Annotated in this window: 17 protein-coding genes; 7 read left to right on the top strand and 10 right to left on the bottom strand. The window is 60.8% G+C overall.

Features of this window, described 5'->3' with window-relative positions; genetic code table 11:
• Position 1: 1 nt before the first annotated feature.
• The 7 genes from E4T63_RS01135 to E4T63_RS01105 form a co-directional block, all read right to left on the bottom strand.
• Positions 2 to 727 carry a MotA/TolQ/ExbB proton channel family protein gene (locus E4T63_RS01135; RefSeq protein WP_096797442.1) on the bottom strand — a complete coding sequence of 242 codons (726 nt, stop codon included), beginning with the start codon at positions 725 to 727 and terminating at the stop codon, positions 2 to 4.
• A 44-nt stretch (positions 728 to 771) separates the two neighbouring features.
• The gene (locus E4T63_RS01130) at positions 772 to 1,587 is read right to left on the bottom strand and encodes an energy transducer TonB (protein WP_135294728.1); all 816 of its coding nucleotides are present in this window, start codon (positions 1,585 to 1,587) and stop codon (positions 772 to 774) included.
• A gap of 274 nt (positions 1,588 to 1,861) precedes the next feature.
• Complete coding sequence (locus tag E4T63_RS01125) at positions 1,862 to 2,197, bottom strand: hypothetical protein (protein ID WP_135294727.1); 336 nt, start codon at positions 2,195 to 2,197, stop codon at positions 1,862 to 1,864.
• Between the two features lie 50 nt (positions 2,198 to 2,247).
• On the bottom strand, positions 2,248 to 2,571 hold the full coding sequence (locus E4T63_RS01120) for a hypothetical protein (protein WP_098966632.1): 324 nt from the start codon (positions 2,569 to 2,571) through the stop codon (positions 2,248 to 2,250).
• A gap of 162 nt (positions 2,572 to 2,733) precedes the next feature.
• Entirely contained in the window at positions 2,734 to 3,060 is a 327-nt protein-coding gene (locus E4T63_RS01115) for a hypothetical protein (RefSeq protein WP_135294726.1), read from the bottom strand.
• A gap of 189 nt (positions 3,061 to 3,249) precedes the next feature.
• A complete protein-coding gene (locus tag E4T63_RS01110; protein WP_134785169.1) occupies positions 3,250 to 4,593 on the bottom strand; it encodes an aryl-sulfate sulfotransferase in 1,344 nt (447 codons plus the stop codon).
• Positions 4,594 to 4,616: 23 nt separating this feature from the next.
• Positions 4,617 to 6,977 (bottom strand): TonB-dependent receptor, encoded by a 2,361-nt coding sequence (locus E4T63_RS01105; RefSeq protein ID WP_134785168.1) that lies wholly within the window; start codon positions 6,975 to 6,977, stop codon positions 4,617 to 4,619.
• A 165-nt stretch (positions 6,978 to 7,142) separates the two neighbouring features.
• On the opposite strand from E4T63_RS01105, the gene E4T63_RS01100 reads away from it, so the two are divergent.
• Both E4T63_RS01100 and E4T63_RS01095 read left to right on the top strand, forming a co-directional pair.
• Complete coding sequence (locus E4T63_RS01100; protein ID WP_135294725.1) at positions 7,143 to 8,087, top strand: LysR family transcriptional regulator; 945 nt, start codon at positions 7,143 to 7,145, stop codon at positions 8,085 to 8,087.
• A 190-nt stretch (positions 8,088 to 8,277) separates the two neighbouring features.
• On the top strand, positions 8,278 to 9,894 hold the full coding sequence (locus E4T63_RS01095; protein ID WP_135294724.1) for an alkaline phosphatase family protein: 1,617 nt from the start codon (positions 8,278 to 8,280) through the stop codon (positions 9,892 to 9,894).
• 107 nt (positions 9,895 to 10,001) lie between these two features.
• Here E4T63_RS01095 and E4T63_RS01090 read toward each other — a convergent pair whose 3' ends face one another.
• On the bottom strand, positions 10,002 to 10,922 hold the full coding sequence (locus E4T63_RS01090; protein WP_098966623.1) for a TauD/TfdA dioxygenase family protein: 921 nt from the start codon (positions 10,920 to 10,922) through the stop codon (positions 10,002 to 10,004).
• 181 nt (positions 10,923 to 11,103) lie between these two features.
• Here E4T63_RS01090 and E4T63_RS01085 point away from each other — a divergent pair, with 181 nt between their 5' ends.
• A complete protein-coding gene (locus tag E4T63_RS01085) occupies positions 11,104 to 12,024 on the top strand; it encodes a LysR family transcriptional regulator (protein ID WP_045122247.1) in 921 nt (306 codons plus the stop codon).
• 122 nt (positions 12,025 to 12,146) lie between these two features.
• Here E4T63_RS01085 and E4T63_RS01080 read toward each other — a convergent pair whose 3' ends face one another.
• Positions 12,147 to 13,160, bottom strand: coding sequence for an ABC transporter substrate-binding protein (locus E4T63_RS01080; protein ID WP_135294723.1), 1,014 nt, complete (start codon positions 13,158 to 13,160; stop codon positions 12,147 to 12,149).
• 408 nt (positions 13,161 to 13,568) lie between these two features.
• Between E4T63_RS01080 and E4T63_RS01075 the strand changes: the two genes are divergently transcribed.
• Genes E4T63_RS01075 through E4T63_RS01065 form a run of 3 tightly spaced genes read left to right on the top strand, consistent with a single transcriptional unit; the run spans position 13,569 to position 17,603 of the window.
• On the top strand, positions 13,569 to 15,167 hold the full coding sequence (locus E4T63_RS01075; protein ID WP_135294722.1) for an ABC transporter permease: 1,599 nt from the start codon (positions 13,569 to 13,571) through the stop codon (positions 15,165 to 15,167).
• Positions 15,164 to 15,979 carry an ABC transporter ATP-binding protein gene (locus E4T63_RS01070; protein ID WP_096796901.1) on the top strand — a complete coding sequence of 272 codons (816 nt, stop codon included), beginning with the start codon at positions 15,164 to 15,166 and terminating at the stop codon, positions 15,977 to 15,979. Before E4T63_RS01075 ends, E4T63_RS01070 begins: the two co-directional genes overlap by 4 nt.
• A gap of 13 nt (positions 15,980 to 15,992) precedes the next feature.
• Positions 15,993 to 17,603 carry an arylsulfatase gene (locus E4T63_RS01065; RefSeq protein WP_134785162.1) on the top strand — a complete coding sequence of 537 codons (1,611 nt, stop codon included), beginning with the start codon at positions 15,993 to 15,995 and terminating at the stop codon, positions 17,601 to 17,603.
• A 103-nt stretch (positions 17,604 to 17,706) separates the two neighbouring features.
• Here the strand turns inward: E4T63_RS01065 and E4T63_RS01060 are convergent, their stop codons facing one another.
• Positions 17,707 to 18,780, bottom strand: a complete 1,074-nt coding sequence (locus E4T63_RS01060; RefSeq protein ID WP_135294721.1) for a fatty acid desaturase — start codon at positions 18,778 to 18,780, stop codon at positions 17,707 to 17,709.
• A gap of 100 nt (positions 18,781 to 18,880) precedes the next feature.
• On the opposite strand from E4T63_RS01060, the gene E4T63_RS01055 reads away from it, so the two are divergent.
• Positions 18,881 to 19,885, top strand: coding sequence for an AraC family transcriptional regulator (locus tag E4T63_RS01055; RefSeq protein ID WP_007963478.1), 1,005 nt, complete (start codon positions 18,881 to 18,883; stop codon positions 19,883 to 19,885).
• Position 19,886 lies beyond the last annotated feature (1 nt).

Genomic DNA, 19,886 nt, shown 5'->3' with positions numbered 1-19,886 from the left:
ATCAGGACGCCTCCTTCACTTTTGTTGCATTGCCCGGTGCCGCTACCTTGTTTGCAGTCGGGTGGATCAGCACGCGAAACGAACTCTTCTGCGCCAGGCTGTAGAAGTCGTGGGCGAAGTCATCCAGGTCCGCCGCCGTCAGTTTCAGACGCCGCAAAAAGTAGTTGTAAACCAGCACCGCCGGTACCGCGACGGCGATCCCCACACCGGTGGCGACCAGTGCCGCACCGATTGGACCGGCGACCGTTTCCAGGCTCGCCGAGCCTGCCGCGCTGATGCCTTTCAAAGCCTCCATGATTCCCCACACCGTGCCGAACAGACCAATGAACGGCGAGGTGCTGCCAATACTTGCGACCACTGCCAGACCGGTTTCCAGCGAACGGCGTTCACGGACGATCTGCTGACGCAGGGCACGCTCCAATCGATCCTGATGGTTGATCGCCTGGCTCAGGTCATTGGCCTGCGGCGCCTCACCCACCTGAATCGCCGCGTAACCGGCCTGAGCGACTCGTGCCGCAGCACCAGGCTGGGTTTCGCTCAACTCAGCGGCGGAATCCAGACTCGACGCCGCCCAGAAACGTTTATGAAACTTGCGATCCTGCGCCTTCAGACGACCGAACTGCACAGCCTTGAGCAGCGCCAGTCCCCAGGTGGCAACGGAAAAAACCACCAGCAGCCAGATCACCGCGCTTTCGATGGATTCCAGTGGAGAGGCCAGTAACGTCATGATGTATTCCCTCGTGTAAACATTTAGCGCGAATAGGTTTCGGTTTAATGAATCTTGAAATCGATGGGCACGCTGACCCAGCCGTCCTGGGCGACATCACCCTGCTTGGCCGGCACGAAGCTCCACTGTTTGACGGCATTGAGTGCCGCATCGTCGAGCTGTTGCCGACCACTGCTTTTCTGAATCTGAATTTCACCCGGCTTGCCATTGGCCAACACGTGCACCCTTAACAACACCGTGCCTTCCCAGCCGCGACGCTGGGCCAACGACGGATATTCCGGCGCCGGGTTCTTCAGGTACGCCGCGTTGGCCGAGGCCGGTGTCACTGGCGCGGGAGCCGGTGGCGCGGGCGGAGCCGGGGCCGCGACCGGAGCAGCCGGTTGTGGCGGCGCCGGAGGCTGCTCGACCGCTTTGGGTGTCGGTTTCGGCACCGGTTTGGCCACCGGTTTCGGCTTGGGTTTGGGAATCGGTTTGGGTGGCGGAGGCTTCACCGCCAACTCGTCTTCAACCGGCGGCGGTGGCTCAACGACCGGTGCCGGTGGCGGCGGTTCGACCACTGGTGGCGCGGGTGGCGCCGGCCGCGAAAACTCGATGGTCATCGGCGGAATTTCCGGCGGCACGATCGGCAACGCCGGCGTCGGATGCTGGTTGATCCAGTAGATCACCGCACCGTGCACCAGCAGCGCCAGCACGCCGAGCAGAATGGTTTCACGGCGACTCAGAATGCCCTTGGGCGCACGCTGCAAACGCAACTGCCCCAGCGGCACACGATGCGGCCGGCCGAGATCGACCAATTCGCCACTCGGCGTCTGACGCCACAGCAATTCCTGTGCGCTGGCGGCGGTCTGGACATTGCCCATTGATTCACTCCCTGCGGTCTCTTTGCGAAGTACCCGACCGGTCGCCGCAAACATCCCCCGGGCGACCGGTCGTTGGGTGAATCATTGGAGCAATCGCTTATCTCCGAAAGTAACTTTTATCGATGTGTTTAGATTTTTTACGAATATCAGTTTTCGCAGATTGTCGCGAAGCCACGGCCTGCAAGGCCTGGCGCCGAGGGCTGAATTTACAATGCTTTTCAAGCATGAAAAATATTCGGCGAAGGCATGCGAAACCCGCTCATTTCACGCTTCTTCAGCGGTTTTGCCGGATGAATTCCAGGCCATTCAACCCGGTGTTGCCCATCATGTCCGCCGCGCTGCCCATTGCCCGCAAGCGTGTGTAGGCCTGATCGGGCGAGAACATCACCCAGGCTTGCGCCGTGCCATCGGCCGTCAGCGTATTGAAAGAGATAGCGACCGGGCCTGTTGAAAAGCCATGCCTGAAATGAAAATTGCCAAATGTGATCGGGTAATCGGTGCCGGACACGGACAATGTACCGGTGAAACTGCCGGTGCAGTCATCGCCCTCGGTCAGGGTCAAGGTTGTATCTGAAGGTTCATGACGATAAACGCCATTGATCGTGGACATGTGCAGCATCCTTGCTTGTGTTTGAGAAGAAATCTGGCGCTGGCTGCGCCTCATGCGTGGCGAACGAAGTCGCCCGGCAGGCTGCTGACCACGCCGTCATAAGTAACGCGCACGCAGTGCCCCTGCAATTCATGAGTGCCGCGACTTGGCGAGAACAGGGTCAGGGCGAAATAACCGTGATCCTGGTTATTGGCAATCAGCGTGACCACGGTTGGCGGCTGGTAGCCGTTGAGGCTGGCATAACGGCCATTGACGATGCCGTAGTTGATGCCTTGGTAATGCAACGTGCCGGCGAAGACCCCGGTGCGGTCATCGGAATCGACAATGGTCAGAGAGGGCCCATCGAGGGTGTTGGAATAAAGCGCGTTTTGCATGTAAGCGTCCTGCTCGAATGATTGAGTTCACCGCGAGCTTAGAATCAGACGCCAGCAAACGCTGTCATCCACAGGAAGCACAACCAACATGAAAATGACTTATTTCATGTAAGAAAAAAGCCGCCAGGCTAAATAGCATGACGGCTTTTTTGTGACACAAAATTACTGCTTAACAAACTCTCCAGCCAGATTAACAACATCACCATCAAAGTTGGTGCGCGAACCCGCAGCACGAACTTTCGAATAGTTGTGATCCGGCGAGAACAGCGCCCAGGATTGATAACCTGTGCCGTCATTCAGAGCCGCGAAGGTGATGATCGTAGGCTGCCCGGTGCTGTTCTGGAAATGGTAATGCCCGTAGGTGATGTCGTAGTTCACGCCGTTCTGGTTCAACTTGCCGCTGAAGGTGCCGTTGGAGTCGTTGCCATCGGAAATCGTCAGTTTGGCGCCAGCGTTAGCGTTTACATAAGTTCCATTAATGCTCGACATAACGTGATTTCCTTTATCGTTGGATAAGTGTCTTCCGATGAGAGCAAGTTCCCTCCTGGAAACTCACGACACTCAGGATGGTTGGCCATTCACTTATTGTCCACGCGACTTTTCAACGAAATTGCAATAAGCAGTATTCAAACCGCACATAACTTATCGCCATTCATTCGAGCATTAATTCCTTTTCAACTAACGACTGGCACTGGTCTGCTGCACTGCCGATGTCGGGGCAATCACGGCGGTCTCGGAGCGCGGCGTACCCTTCGGCACCCAGTCGTAACTCACGGGCAACGCCCGATAGACCCAGTTGCTGATCGCGTCGCTGCCCGGTGCTTTACCCAGATAAGGACTGACGTATTCCCAGACGTTTTCGCCGCCGGCCGTGACCTGGAAAAAGCGCCCGTTCATGCCTTCGTCGATCAGCGTATTGCCGTTGGGCAAACGTCGCGCGCTGCTGATGAACGAGCTATAGAACGCCCACCCCGGCTGCTTCGAATTCGCCGCGCTGTACTGCCAGACGATTTCATTTTTCTGCGGGTCGATTTCCAGCACTCGCGAGCCGGAAATCAGCCCGAGGGTGACGTTCGGATACCCCGCCGAACCCTGGTTGTCGAACACCAGCAGGTTGCCCGCACCGGGCAGCCCGACAGGGATGATGTGCGCGTCGTGCTGGCCGACAAATTGATCCACCGGACGCGGCAGTTTCTGTGCGGTTTTCGGGTTGATCAGCGGCAGGTTCGGGCCGAGGCGCCAGACCACTTTGCCGCTGTGTTTGTCGATGATCGCGATGAAGTTGGCGTTGCGTGAATCGAGCAACAGGTTGTCTGGATTGAAGCGCTTGTCCCCGGCATCGAACCACTTGTTCGGCCCGACCACGCTCAGGTTGTTGATGTGCAGGTAATCCGGGTTGTCGCTGGCGCGTACCAGTTTCAGTTGCTCCGGGGTGAAGCCGAACTCGTTGAGGTGTTCCGAGGCCAGCCACTGCCATTTCACCTGCCCGTCGGGGCTGACTTCATAGATTGCATCGTCGATCACCTCAGGGACTTTGAAGCCTTTGACCTTATGCACCTTGTTCGCCAGCACCACGGTGTTGCCGTTGCTCAGGCGCCGCTGATCATGGTGTTGCTGCGCTGCGCCGCCGGGCGCCTTGTCGCCCCACTGCCAGACCACTTTGCCGTTCCAGTCCAGCTCGCCGACGCTCTGATTGCCCAGGCCGTTACCGGCGGAGCCGAGCTTGCCCGGATCCTTGTCGCTCAGTTGCAACAGCACATGCCCGCGCTCGCCACCGACCAGTTGTGGGTCGATGATCGCCGACGGAAACCCCGCCTGCGGCCAGGTTTTCACCTCGTTGCCGTTCATGTCGATCAGGTGCGTCTGCTTGTCGGCACCACTGAAAATCACGTATTGGTTGAACGCCTTGTTCGGGTCGTAGCGGGTGACGCCGGTCGGGTACACGCTGGGTGCGGCGAACACCGAGGTACTCAACGCTGCGCCGGATAACAACAGCGCTAAAGCGGTTTTGCCTGGCAACATGATGCAGCTCCTTGAATGACAGATCAGAAGTCGTAGCGACCGGTAACGCCGAGGGTGCGCGGCGTACCGAGCAGGCCTTCATAACCGCCGTTGCCGCCGGTCCACAGGGTCGTGTAGTAGGTCTTGTCGAAGGCGTTCTTCAGCCACAGCGAAACGTCCCACTGGCCCTGATTGAAATCGCCGCGCAGACCGGTGGACAGGTTGACCACCGCGTAGCTCGGGATCTGCCCGTAGTCGGAATCTTCGACCGTGCCCACCGCTTTGGAGCGGAACGCGTAGCTGCCGGTGACGTAGGGTTGCAGACCGTTGGCCAGATTCCATTCGTATTTGCCGTTGGCGTTGCCGATCCATTTCGACGCGCCGACCACCTGGTGCCCGCTGAGGTCGCAGGACGCCGGTGCGCCCGGTGCCTGGCTGACTTCCGGCGGGCATGGCGCATCTTTGTACGAGAGGTAGCTGACGTCGTTGTACGAGCCGTTGAAGTTCAGCGTCAGGCCGCGCAACGGGATCACCGTGCTTTCGATTTCGACGCCGCGCGAGCGCACCGAGCCGGCGTTGGTCAGGTATTGCACGCGGTTGACGTCGTCGTAGGCGTTGGTCTGGTAAGCGTTGACCTGAGTCCAGAAAACGTTGGCGTTGAGTTGCAGACGCCGATCCCACAGGGTGCTTTTGAAACCGAGTTCGGCGTTGTTGGCGCGCTCGGTGCCAATCAGCAGCGAGTCGGCGCCGGCGGTTGGCGCCGAACCCACCGCAAGGTTCACCCCACCGGATTTTTCGCCGTGGGACAGCGTGGCGTAACCGAGCAGATCATCGGTGATGCGATAGCTGAGGTTAAGCAACCCGGAGGGGCTTGAGCTGTACTGATTGAGATCGCCGGAATCGTAGGCGCCAGTGCGTCCGCGGCGTGCCGTGGCCGCTGCACCGGTGACAGTGGCGCCACCGACCGGCGCATCGCGGGTGACCCAGGCGTTCTTCTCTTCATAGGTGCCACGCACCCCGGCGGTGAAGTCCAGGCGCTCAGTGAGGTGCCAGGTGCCTTGGGCGAACAGGGCGAAACTGTCGGTCTTGATGTGGCCGTTGCCGACGCTGCCGACGTTGGCCAGGGCACCGCGTGGCGTGCCGTTCCAGATGTCGGCCTGCGGGCCGTAATAGGCGAAGGATTTGTTGTCCAGATCCGAGCCGAAGTAGTACGCGCCCACCACGTAGTCGAAGAACTCGCCCTTGGGCGAGGCCAGGCGGAATTCCTGCGAGTACTGTTTGTCTTCGACCGAAACCCCGGCGTTGTAAGTCGCCGCAACGTTGAGACCGTCGTCGTTGGCCGGGGTGAAATTCCAGAAGCGATACGAGCTGATCGAGGTCAGGGTGAAATCGCTCGGCAGCGTCCAGTTGGCCTCCACCGACGTGCCACCCTGATGCACGGTGACGTGCTGGTCGTTGTCCAGATTGACCTTGCGGTGCGAGCCGTTGACCAGCGTCGCACCGGCCGCATTGGCCCGCGATTGATAGAGGTTGACGCCATTGATGGTCGGCCCGGTGTTGTACAGCACGCGGGTGCCGGCGCTGGAGTCCTCTTCGTTGTAATCGCCGATCCAGCGCAGATTGAAATCTTCGTTGGGCTTGAACAGCAACTGCGCGCGGAAGCCATCGCGCGAGCCTCCGTTCAGGTCATGGCCGTTGTATTCGTTCTTTATATCGCCGTCGCTGCGGGTGCGATAGGCCGAAAAGCGCCCGGCCAGTTCATCGTTGATCGGCCCGGAAATCGTGCCCTTGGTCTGGAAGTAGCCGTCCTCGCCGAACGAGGTTTCGATGCTGCGTTCAGGAGTGAACGTCGGTGCGCGGGTGCTGATGTTGATCACCCCGGCGGTGGTGTTCTTGCCGAACAGCGTGCCCTGCGGCCCGCGCAGGACTTCAAGCTGTTCGATGTCCATCAGGTCAAACACCGCCATCCCCGGACGGCCCAGATACACGTTGTCGATGTACAGACCGACGCTGCCTTCCAGGCCGTCGCTGGCCGGGTTGTTGCCCAGGCCACGAATCGACACGCTGGACTGGCGCGCGTGCATGTAGGCGACGTTGACGCTCGGCACCAGTTGCTGCAAATCCTGAATCCGGTAGACCCGCTGGGTTTCCAGGGTCTGGCCGCTGACCACGCTCATCGGCGTCGGCACATCTTGCGAACTTTCCTCGCGACGGCGGGTGGTAACGGTCACGGTTTCCAGCTGCGAGCTGTTGGCCGCGGGTTTACCGGCGGGAGCTGGCGGCGGGGTCTCGGCGTCGGCGGCGTAGCTGTGAGTCCAGCTGGCACTCCCCGCCAGCAACAGGGCCAGAGGCAGGCGTTTGAGCCGTCGTGGCGTTAAGGGTGACGCAAGGTTCAACGGACTCATGGCGCGGCTCCTGGTCAAAAAACACACAGACATCTTCAGCGCTGCATATTCTTTTCAGTTATTTATTTATGGATTTACAAATATTTACTGCATAAGAGATTGCCTTTATAAGGAGTCGACCTAATGCATATCCAATGCATTTCCCGGATATTTTTTATGTGAAAAATGCATATCGACTTGCGCCAACTTCGACACTTCATCGCCCTCGCCGAACAACGCAGCTTCGTCGCCGGCGCGCAGGCGGTGAACCTGTCGCAGTCGGCGTTCAGCCGCAGCATTCAGGCGCTGGAGCACAGCGTCGGCTGTCAGTTGGTCGATCGCGGGCGCAAGGACCTGCCGCCGACCAAACAGGGCCAAGTGCTGCTCGAACATGCACGGCGACTGGTCAGCGGCGCGCAGCAGATGGCCAACGAGATCAGTCAGTTCAATGGCCTGGAGGCGGGCGAGCTGCGCTTCGGTTGCGGCCCGGCGCCGGCGGCCGGATTGATCCCGCGCGCGATCGGCGCGTTCATCGGGCGCTACCCGAAAGCGCGGGTGCAATTTCAGGTCGATGACTGGCAGAGCCTGAGCAAACGCCTGCTCAGTGAGGAATTCGAATTCTTCGTCGCCGACACCCGACACTTCGAAGCCGATCCGGATTACCTGACGTACCGCTTGCGGCCGCGCAAATGGCATTTCTGTTGCCGTGCCGGGCATCCGCTGGCCGCTCTTGAACGAGTCACGGCCGAGCAATTGATGAGCTATCCACTGGCGGTGAGCATTCGTCCGCCGAACCTGCGCAAGGTCATCGTCGACCTCAGCGGTCGCCCGGATTTCACCCCCAATGTCGAATGCGAAAACAGTTCCAGCCTGCTCAGCGTGGTACTACGTTCGGAGGCGATCGGGATTGTCGGGGCGTATTCAGATGCGCTGCATCAGGCCAAGGGTGAGCTGGTGTGTTTGCGGATCGAGGGTCTGGCGGATGATCTGGAAGAGCTGTACACCCGCTACGGGATTGTCAGTCGGGCGGGGTATCGGTTGTCGCCGCTGGCCGAGGCGATGATTGAGCAGATCAAGGCGATTGATGCGGTGGATGATGAGGTGTGTTCGCTGGAGAATTTTGCCGTCTGAGCCACCCTCTTCGCGAGCAAGCCCGCTCCCACATTTGGAATGCGTACTCCTGTGGGAGCGGGCTTGCTCGCGAAGGCGTCGCCACTCACACCGATGCATCCACTGCATAAAACCCATTCCCCAAATGCACTTGCCGAACACCCCTGCCGAAAGCGACAACCCTCGCCTGTCCTTCTGACCGGTGAACCCCATGCCCAACCCGCAAAACCCTGTGCGCAACGTCCTGTACATCATGTGCGATCAGCTGCGCCGCGATTACCTGTCCTGTTACGGTCATCCGCATCTGCACACGCCGAACATCGATCGCCTGGCCGCCGCTGGCGTGCGCTTCAGCCGTGCCTACACCCAGGGCACGATCTGCGGCCCGTCGCGGATGTCGGCCTATACCGGACGCTACGTCAGCAGCCATCAGGTCGCATGGAACGCTGTGCCGTTGCCGCTGGAAGAACTGACGATCGGCGACTACCTGCGCCCCCACGGCATCCGCACCGCGCTGGTCGGCAAGACCCACGCCACGGCCAATGTCGACGCCTTGCAGCGTCTGGCGATCAACCCGGACAGCGCGCAGGCCGAAGTGCTCAACGAGGTCGGTTTCGAGCCGTACTTCCGCCACGACGGAATCTTCCCCAACGACCCGCTGTTCGACGACAAACGCGAATCCGCACCCTACACCCATTACCTGCGCGAGCAGGGCTTCGACGGGCGCAATCCCTGGCACGACTGGGCCAACGCCGCCGAAGGCGAGAACGGCGAAATCCTCAGCGGCTGGCACATGCGTCATGCGCATTTGCCAGCGCGAATTCCCGAGCAGTTCTCAGAGACTGTCTACACTACAAATCGAGCCATCGACTTCATCACCGAGCAAGGTGAGAAATCCTGGTGTTTACACCTCTCCTACATCAAACCGCATTGGCCCTACATCGTACCGGCGCCATACCACGCCTTGTACAGTACGAAATCGATTCTCGAAGCGGTCCGCGCGACGCCCTCCGAAGCCAGCAAACACCCCGTATACACGGCGTTTCGCCAGCATGAGGAAAGCCTCAACTTCTCCCGGGACTCAGTACGATTGAATGTAATCCCCACTTACATGGGCCTGATCAAGCAGGTGGATGACCAACTCGGGCGGCTATTCGATTTTCTGCAGAGCAACGGTCGTTGGGATGACACCTTGATTGTGTTCACCAGCGATCACGGCGACTTTCTCGGCGACCATTGGCTGGGTGAGAAGGAGTTTCTGCTGGAGCAATCGGTGGGCGTGCCATTGATCGTGCGCGACCCGCGCGCGGCGGCGGACATCACCCGCGGTACGGTGGATGAGCGATTGGCGGAAACCATTGATGCCTTGCCGTCTTTTCTCCAGGCACTGGGCCTGCCGGGCGCCGAGCATCGGCTGGAAGGACGCTCGCTGATCCCGCTTTTACACGGAGAAAATCCCGACTGGCGCCGCTACGCCATCAGCGAATACGACTACGCCTTTCAGGCCCCGGCGCGCGAGCGACTTGGCCAGCCGATCGACCGTTGCCGCATGACCATGGTGCGCAGCGAGCGCTGGAAATACCTGGCGTACGACGGTTTCCGGCCGCAGTTGTTTGATCTGCTGAATGATCCGCAGGAGTTGCGCGATCTGGGTGATGATCCTGATTACGCTGCAGTGCGCGAGGAGCATGCGGGATATCTGTTCGAGTGGGTACGCGGCTTGAAGCGGCGGACCACGATCAGTCATCAGGAAATTGATTTGCGCGGGCAGCGGTTTCGCTATGGCGAGCCGGAGACCGAGAAAGTCGTGCAGATTGGAGTTTGGTGAAAGAGCTTCGCGAGCAAGCCCGCTCCCACAGGGTTCTGTGTCGTTCACATCCACTGTGTTCAACACATTTCCACTGTGGGAGCGGGCTTGCTCGCGAAGAGGCCCGATCAGACGCCGACGAGCTCGGCACCTTTGATGGTTTGACTACGCTGCCCCGAAACCCCAACCGGGACTTCCCCCTTGAGCGTCACCCGCCGCACGATGCGATCCTGGGTGCCGTAATCATCAATCGCATAATGCTGGGTCGAACGGTTATCCCAGATCGCCACATCACCGGCCTTCCAGCGCCAGCGCACGGTGTTTTCCTGACGAATCACATGGCTCTGCAACAGGCCGAACAGGTGCGCCGAATCGGCTTGCGAATACCCCTTGATGCGTTTGACGAAGTGCCCCAGCAGCAAGCTTTTCTCGCCGCTGATCGGATGCACACGCACCACCGGATGCTCGGTCTCGTAGACGGTCGAGGTGAAGACCTTGCGGTAGCGCTCCAACTTCTCCGCCGACACGTCTGGCTTGGCCCCGGCGTAGTCGTATTCGTTGCTGTGTACGGCGACCAGTTTGTCCGCCAGCTCGCGCAGTTCGCTCGGCAGTTCGTTGTACGCGGTCGCGGTGTTGGCCCACAGGGTGTCGCCACCGAAGGCCGGCGCCACCACCGAGCGCAGGATCGAGGCTTTCGGGTAGGCGTCGACGAAGGTCACGTCGGTGTGCCAGGAGTTGGCGCGCTGGCCCTCGGCCCCGTCCAGCTCCAGCAGATACCGCGTGCCCTCACGCACCGGTACGGTCGGATGCGCCACCGGCTCGCCGAGCAGATGGGCGAAGGCTTCCTGGCGCTGATCGTCGAGCTGGGTCTGCTCGCGGAAGAACACCACCTTGTACTGGATCAGCGCCTGCTGAATGGCTTCGACCGTGGCGGCGTCCAGCTCACCGGACAAGTGCACGCCACGAATCTCGGCGCCGATACGGCCGGCCACCGGGTGGATTTCCAGCGCGTGGACAGCAGGTTTTACAGCGAGTGCGGCATTGCTCATGGGTAGACCCTCATCGACTGCTTGCGGTTAGGCGGCAGCGAAACATCGCTCTATCTATATTCCATTTACATCTAATAGATATTCACATGCTTCGTTGACGGAATAAGAGCTTGCATTTAAAACCTCAAGCAACCCTCGTCGCAAATGCCTTCGAGCTATTTTTAGGATGCCGGAAAAGCATATGGATCTTCGCCAGTTGCGCTACTTCATCGCCCTCAACGAACACCGCAGTTTTGTCCGTGCGGCAGACGCGATGGGCATCACTCAACCGGCGTTCAGCCGCAGCATTCAAGGGCTGGAGCAAGAGTTTGGCTGCGTGCTGGTGGATCGCGGCAACAAGGATCTGCGCCCGACGCCCGAAGGCCAGGTGGTGCTGCAACACGCCCTGACCCTGGTGCAAGGCGCGGCGCTGCTCAGCGCGGAAGTGACGCAGATGACCAAGCTTGATGCCGGGGAACTGCACTTCGGCTGCGGCCCGGCCCCGGCGGTGAAACTGGTGCCGGATGCGGTGGCGCAATTCATCAACGCGCACCCGAAAGTGCGCACCTGTTTTCAGGTGGATAACTGGGAAAAACTCAGCCGTGCGCTGAGCCGTGAAGAGATCGAATTCTTCATCGCCGACATCCGCCACTTCGAAGCCGATCCGAACTTCCAGACCCAGGCCCTGACGCCCAAGCGCGGCGTGTTCTTCTGCCGGCCCGGGCACCCGCTGCTGGCCAAGGAGAGCCTGTCGACCAACGACATGTTCGACTACCCGCTGGCGACCACATTGATCCCGCCGGGGATTCGCAAACTGCTGGCGAACCTCAGCGGCCGGATCGATTTTTCGCCGACCATCGAGACCGAGCACTTCCCGGCGCTGGTGAAAGTGGTGCTGCAATCAAATGCCATCGGCATCGGTACGGAAGAGGCGTTTTACGAGGACATTGCTCAGGGTTCACTGGCGCTGCTGCACTGGCGCAATCTGCCGCAGAATCTGGAGAGCATGAACGCGCGCTGCGGGATTGTCAGTCGTACCGGGTTTCGTTTGTCGCCGGCAGCAAGAGCGATGATCGAGACATTGGTGGCGGTGGATAAGCAGGAAGTCAGCGTCGCGGTTTGAGGACGGCTTCGCGAGCAAGCCCGCTCCCACAGTGGATTGTGGTGAACACAGATTTTGTATTCACGCCGATCCACTGTGGGAGCGGGCTTGCTCGCGAAAAGGCCCGTCCAGACACTGGAGATTCAGAGCTTGGCCGCCGCCAGTTCAGGCGCCACCCAATCACTGACCTTGAACGGTTTGCGAATCAGCTTCTGCTGCGCCGCCAGGTCTACCGAGTCCTGCAACTTGCCGAGGAACACCGGGTCCAGCGTCGACGGGAACACTTCACTGAGTTTCTGATCCGCCAGATCCTGGGTCAGGATCACTGGTGGATAACTTGCCAGCCCCGACACCAGCTGCACGTAGGCATCCTTGTTGCTGTCCTGGGTCAGCCAATCCACCGCCTGCTGCTGCGCCTTGAGCAGTTTCGCCACGACCTCCGGATGCCCGTCGACAAACTTGCCGGCCCCCACCAGCACCGATTGCACACTACCGGCGCCCCCCAGGTCCTTGGTGTTGAGCGGCAATTCGGCCAGACCCTTGCTCTGCAAAGCGGCCAGACCTGAGCTGCCCCACGACGCATCAATCTGCTTGGCCGCCAGCGCGGCGGTGGCCCCGCTGAAGTCGAGATTGATCACCTTCAGATCCTTCTCGCTCAAGCCTTGACTGGCCAGCGCCGCATCAAACGACAACTGGGTGGCGGTGCCACGGAAGATCGCCACGCGCTTGCCTTTCAGATCCTGCAGGGTCTTGATCCCCGACCCCGGCACCACGCCCAGATACTGTTTCACCCCACGCGCACTGGCGCTGAGCAAACATGTGTCGAGGCCATTGGACTTGCCGATGATCGCCGCCAGGTCGCCCAGATACGCCAGATCGACCTGACCGTTGGCAAACGCCTCGTTGATCACCGGCCCGGCGCCCTTGAAAAAGCTCCACTGAATCTTGATGCCCTGATCGGCGAAGGCTTTTTCGAAGATCTGCTGGTCACGCAGCACATCCACCACACCGCCGCCGCTGTGCTGGGTGCCGGCGCTCAGGTCAGGCACGGCGATCCTGATTTCCTTGAGTTCGTCAGCCTGCGCGTTAAACGCCAGCAGGCCCGCCAGTGCCGTAATGGCAAACAGACTGAAGACTCGTTTGAAGGGAAGGTTCATGGGTGCGGCTCCTTGATCACGACAGGCGTTGAGGAGCCGAAAGTAGGCCGAAGCACGACCTTCGCTTAAATACTATAAATGCACATTTTTATAGCCTTTAGCGCTAAGCGTGAAATCACGCGGGCTGCAGCGGCGTATGCATTAACAGCATCAAAAATATTCTTCGAATGCATTGGATGCGCGTCGCGCTGCAAGCCTTAAATGGTCTGGCTTATCTCTCAATAGAATTGATTTGAATTTTTATAGATCGATTTTGCATACACCGCTAGCCAATTGTGGGAGCGGGCTTGCTCGCGAAGAGGCCGTGTCATTCACCATCATCGGTGCCTGACTCTCCGTCTTCGTGAGCAAGCCCACTCCCACACAGGCACAGCGGTTCGCCATGCAACCCGACAACGGAGGTCACCCATGGCCCGTGATTCCCTGCTCAGCCTGCCGCTGCCCGCGCCACCTCTGAAAAGCCGGCGCGCGTGGCCGAGCCTCAACCAACGTCTGTTGCCATGGCTGCTGCCGATCAGCCTGTTCGCTCTGTGGTGGCTGGCCGCACGCAATCAATGGATGAGCGAGCAGATCCTGCCGGCGCCCTCGCTGGTGTGGAACAGCGCCATCGAGCTGTCCCAGGGCGAGTTGTGGAGTCATTTGTGGATCAGCCTGCAACGCCTGCTTTGGGGCTTGCTGGCAGGGATCTCTGCCGGTGCGCTGTTGGGCGCCGCGCTGGGCTTCAGCCGCCGTCTCGAACGCCTGATCTTCCCGACGTTCGCCGGTCTGGCACAGGTGCCGACGCTGGCGTGGATTCCGCTGTTCATGGTGTTTTTCGGCATCGGCGAAGTGCTGAAACTGGTGGTGCTGATCAAGGCCATCGTGGTGCCGGTGACCCTGCACACCCTGGTCGGCGTTCGTGATGCGCAACCGAAACTGCGCGAAGCCGCCGCCGTATTGCGCCTGCCGTCGTATTTGCTGATCCGGCGCCTGGTGCTGCCCGCTGCACTGCCGGCGTTCATGGCCGGCGTGCGTCTGGCCCTGGCCGCCGGCTGGACTTCATTGCTGGCGGTGGAGCTGCTGGCGTCCAGCGAAGGCATCGGTTACCTGATGGTCTGGGCACGGCAACTGTTCATGCTCGACATCGTGTTCGTGTGCATCGTCGTCATCGGTGTGCTCGGTGTCGCGATGGATCGCGGCATCGGTTTTCTCGACCGCAAACTGGTGCACTGGCCGCACCCGGCGACTGCGGAAATCCGTCGTGGCCCACGTTATCAAGGCTGGCAACGGCTGCAACCGTGGCTGTTGCCACTGGGCCTGATCGGCGTCTGGCAAGTGGCGAGCGATCAGCAGTGGGTCGATGTGAATATTCTGGTCAGCCCGCTGGCGGTACTGGAAACGACCACTAACGGTCTGCTCGACGGCACGCTGATCAGCGGCATGGCCTTGAGCCTCGGTCGTACCCTTGGCGGGTTGCTGCTGGGCGGCGGACTCGGTTTCGCCCTCGGCCTGTTGCTGGGTCTGTCGCGCACCAGCGAACGGCTGCTCGGCCCGACTCTCGCCGCCATTCGCCAGATCGCGATTTTCGCCTGGGTGCCGCTGCTCACCGCGTGGTTCGGATTGGGTGAATTGGCGAAGTGGGTGTTCGTCGCCCTCGCCGCGTTTTTCCCGCTGTTCATCGCCACCCAGCGCAGCGTCGCCAACCTCTCGCCACAACTCAACGAAGCCGCGCAGGTGCTGCGCCTGAGCCTCGGCCAGCGCCTGCGCCGACTGGTGCTGCCGGGTGCGGCGCCGGGGATTTTCGCCGGGCTCAGGCTGAGCCTGATCTACGCCTGGCTCGGCACCATCGGTGCCGAATACTTCATGCCGTCCTACGGCGGCATCGGCAGCCAGATGATCGGTGCCCAACAACTGCTGCGCATGGACCTGATCATGGCCGGGATGCTCCTGGTCGGCCTCATCGGCGCCCTGCTCAACCTCATCGGCCAACGCCTGGAAATTCGCGCCACTCGCTGGAGACACGCATGAACGCACCGATTGTCAGCTTCACCCACGTAGGCAAATCCTTCGACGTCGACGGCTTCGAACTGGAGGCGATTCGCGAATTCAACCTCGACATCGCCGAGGGCGAATTTGTCGCCATCGTCGGCTCCAGCGGCTGCGGCAAATCCACCTTGCTGCGCTTGCTGGTGGGTCTGGATACGCAGTTTCGCGGGCAGATCAGCGTCGATGGCAAAGCCGTCAACGGCATCGGCGGCGAGCGCGGCATCGTGTTTCAGGAGCATCGGCTGTTCCCGTGGCTGACCGTGGCCGACAACATCGGTCTGGGCCTGGTCAACGAGCCACTGAGCACCGCCGAAAAGCAGCAGCGCATCAACGATTTCATCGATCTGGTCGGCCTGCGCGATTTCACCCGCGCCTATCCGCACCAACTCTCCGGCGGCATGGCCCAGCGCGTGGCGATTGCTCGCGGACTGGTCGCCAGCCCACGGATCCTGCTGCTCGACGAACCGTTCGGCGCCCTTGATGCGTTGACCCGTCAGCAGATGCAGGACGAACTACTGGCGATCCGCGACCGGGCAAAAATCACCACGATCCTCGTCACCCACGACGTCGAAGAAGCGATCTTTCTGGCCGACCGCGTGGTGGTGATGGAGCCGCGTCCGGGACGGATCAAGCAAGTGGTCGACATCGCCCTGCCGCACCCGCGTCAGCGCAGCAGTTTCGACTTCCATCAGTTGCGCGAAGAGCTGCTGCACGAACTGACCAGTGACGACCATTACCAACCGAGCCTGCCGGTCCAGATCCGCGATCTGCCGCTGTCGTTCATTGCCTGCTGAGAGGAGCTTTTCGATGCCGCAACGCCCCAACTTTCTGGTGATTCTGGCCGACGATCTCGGCTTTTCCGACATCGGCGCGTTCGGTGGCGAAATCGCCACGCCGAATCTCGATGCCCTGGCCAACAACGGCCTGCGCCTGACCGATTTCCACACCGCTCCGACCTGCTCGCCAACCCGTTCGATGCTGCTGACCGGCACCGACCACCACATCGCCGGCATCGGCACCATGGCCGAAGCGCTGACCCCGGAGCTGATCGGCAAACCGGGTTACGAAGGCTATCTCAACGACCGCGTTGTGGCCCTGCCCGAGCTGCTGCGCGAGGCCGGTTATCAAACCTTGATGAGCGGCAAATGGCACCTCGGCCTGACTGCTGAACTGGCGCCGCAGGCCCGTGGTTTCGAGCGTTCGTTTTCGTTGCTGCCGGGCGCGGCCAACCACTATGGTTTCGAGCCGACCTACGATGAACACACCCCTGGCCTGCTGAAGTCGACTCCGGCGCTGTACATCGAAGACGACACCTTTATCGATGAGCTGCCCAAGGATTTCTACTCGTCGGACGCCTTCGGCGACAAGCTGCTGCAGTATCTCAAGGAGCGCGATCAGAGCCGGCCATTCTTCGCTTATCTGCCCTTCTCCGCACCGCACTGGCCGTTGCAGGCACCGGCCGACATCGTCGAAAAATACCGTGGTCGCTACGACGCCGGTCCTGAAGTCTTGCGCCTCGAACGCCTGGAAAAACTCAAGGCGCTGGGGCTGATCGAGCCGGATGTCGAGCCACATCCGCTGATTCAACTGAATGCGCAATGGGACGCGCTGAGTGATGAGCAACGGCAGATTTCCGCGCGGGCCATGGAGGTCTACGCGGCCATGGTCGAGCGTATGGACTGGAACATCGGCCGGGTGGTCGATTACCTGCGCCAGCAGGGCCAACTCGATAACACCTTCATCCTGTTCATGTCCGACAACGGTGCCGAGGGCGCACTGCTGGAGGCGTTTCCCAAGTTCGGCCCGGAACTGCTGACCTACCTCAATCAGCATTACGACAACAGCCTCGACAACATCGGCCGCGCCAATTCCTACGTGTGGTACGGGCCGAGCTGGGCGCAGGTGGCGACCGCGCCGTCACGGCTGTTCAAGGCGTTCACCACCGAAGGCGGGATTCGCGTACCGGCGCTGCTGCACTATCCGCAACTGCCGATCAAAGGGCAGATCAGCCACGGCTTTGGCACGGTGATGGACATTACCCCGACCATTCTCGATCTGGCCGGCGTGCGCCATCCGGGCAAGCAATGGCACGGCAAACCGGTGGCGCCGCTGCGCGGTAAATCATGGCTGGGCTTTTTGTCTGGCGAGACGGCGCAGGTGCATGACGAACACACCGTGACTGGTTGGGAGTTGTTTGGCCGGCGGGCAATTCGCCAAGGGTCGTGGAAAGCCGTGTGGATCCCCGGGCCGGTGGGGCCGGCGACCTGGCAGCTTTACGACCTGAGCAGCGATCCGGGTGAGATTCATGATCTGGCGTCGAGTCAGCCGGACAAGCTCAGCACCCTGATCGGGCATTGGCAGCAGTATGTGGAGGAGACCGGGGTGATTCTCAGTGCTTCGCCATTTCAGCCGGATTGAGGTTGCCTGATCCGGTGCCTTCGCGAGCAAGCCCGCTCCCACAGTTGAAATGCGTTCCCCTGTGGGAGCGGGCTTGCTCGCGAAGAGGCCCGCAAATTCACCATCAAGCCTGAGCCGTACGCGCCTCCTCCGCTACCACTTCATCCCGACGAACAAACCGGTTCGCCCGCCCAAACGTACCGAAATCATTGAAGCGCACGCCCATCTCACGCATCACCTTATGCGCCACCGGCACGGTCAGCTGCCGGATGTAAAACGGTTCTTTCACCACAAAATGATGAATCCCGTGGCTGCTGCCGAAGTTGAAGCAGAACGCCTGCAGCGGCCACAGCCACCAAGGGTTCAACACCTGGCACTGCTGCAGCACATTGCCCGCCTCGATGTCGCCGTAGTAATGCATGTTCGAGCTGATGAAGTGCAGGCAAAAGGTGCGCAGCACGTTCGGGCCGATGATCACCACCGCCGCGATGTCGATCATCTGCATCACCGACAGCGTGGTCGCCGACCATTCAATCGGCGAACCCATGAGGTAGGCAATGCCATTCGCCGCATGAAAGCCGAGGAACACGTACCACGCCCCCCAATGCACCAGCGCCAGTGGCGCATAGACCTTCAGCGTGCGTTTGATGATGTTGATTTTGTGCGCCCAGGTCTTGACCCGCAGCATGCGGATGAACGCCGACATCACGTTGTCGCCGACCATCAGCAGCCGCGCAAAACCCCACGGTTCGCCGTTGGTGATCGCGCGTTCTTCCATATCGGTTTCGGTGCCGGAGACCTTGTGGTGATTGAGGTGCAGATGGCGGCGGATCCACGGGTTGATCGTGCTCGGCCGCGCCAGCCACACCAGGCCCATCATCAGGTTGTGCGGCACGCGCTGCTTGCGGAAATACATGCTGTGGATCAGGTCGTGTTCCAGCTCATGGGTCAGGGAGGCGAAAAACGCGTTGAGCAACAGGCATACCCACCACGCCATGTGGCCAGTGATGTACAGCGTCGCCGAACCGATCATCCCGGCCAGAGCAAAGGCCAGAATCCCCGCGCCGAGGGCGTCCTGGTGCTGCAAAATCGGGTAGCGCTGACGCAACTCGACGCCCTTGGCCAGCACCACTTCGCGAATATGCGCTGATCGCTGGGCAGCATTGTGTCGCTGGGGACTTGCAGAAGTACGGTCCATGCTTCCATCCTCTGGTTATTGATGTTCGCATCCTGCCTTGCGAAAGCTTTATTGATGGTAGCCGTGAACGCCAACCTGTTGACCGGAAGCGCCAATCAGCATGAAGGAACCGACCTCTCTCGCCAGCTGGACCCGTGCCTTGCGCAAGCAGCTCGATGCGCTGGGGCTGGACAGTCTCGGCCTGTGCCAACAGGCCGGGCTCGATCCGCAGTTGATGGACGACCCGAACGCGCGTTATCCGTTGTCCGGCACCACGCGTCTGTGGCAACTGGCAGTACAGTTCAGCGGCGATCCGGCGATCGGCCTGCGAGTGTCGCGGTTCGTCAGCCCGACCACGTTCCATGCGCTGGGTTACGCGCTGGTGGCCAGCGGCAGCCTGCGTGAGGTATTCGAGCGCATCGTGCGTTATCACCCGGTGGTCAGCGATGCATTGGAACTGGAGCTGAGCCGCAGCGATGACCGCTATCTGTTTCGTCTGAAAATTCCGTCAGGCAATCCGGCGCCGGCCTTCGAAGCCATCGATGCCTTTGCCGCAATCTACGTGCGTACCTGCCGCAATCGCCTGGGTCGCGATTACGCGCCGCTGGCGGTGTACCTGCGCCGCCCGGAACCGTCCGATGCGCATCAGTGGCACAAGGTGTTCCGCGCTCCGGTGCATTTCTCCTGCGCCGAAGATCGCCTGGAGTTTGCCCTCGCCGACTTCGACAGCCACCTCGACGACGCCAACCCGGAACTGGCCGAACACAACGAAGCGGTGCTCAAGCGCACGATGGCCCAACTCCAGCCGCTGACCTGGGAGCGCAAGGTGCGCGACGCCATCGAAGAACAACTGCCCGAAGGCGAACCCAGCGCCGAACGCATCGCCCAGGCCTTGCACCTGAGCCTGCGCAGCCTGCAACGGCATCTGGCGGATGAGGGCTGTCGCTTCGACACGCTGCTCAACGAGAGCCGCGAAAACCTCGCGCTGCTGCACCTGCGCGATCCGCAGTGTTCGTTGAGTGAAGTCAGTTACCTGCTGGGGTTTGCCGACACCAGCAGCTTCAGCCGCGCGTTCAAGCGCTGGACGGGAATGACGCCGGGGCAGTTTCGCGATCAGTTGCGCTGAC

Origin of the sequence: Pseudomonas fluorescens, from assembly GCF_004683905.1 — a bacterium.
GTDB lineage: Bacteria > Pseudomonadota > Gammaproteobacteria > Pseudomonadales > Pseudomonadaceae > Aquipseudomonas > Aquipseudomonas putida_A.
Note: the sequence above shows the minus strand (reverse complement) of the source record. Positions and strands in the feature narration are given on the sequence as shown.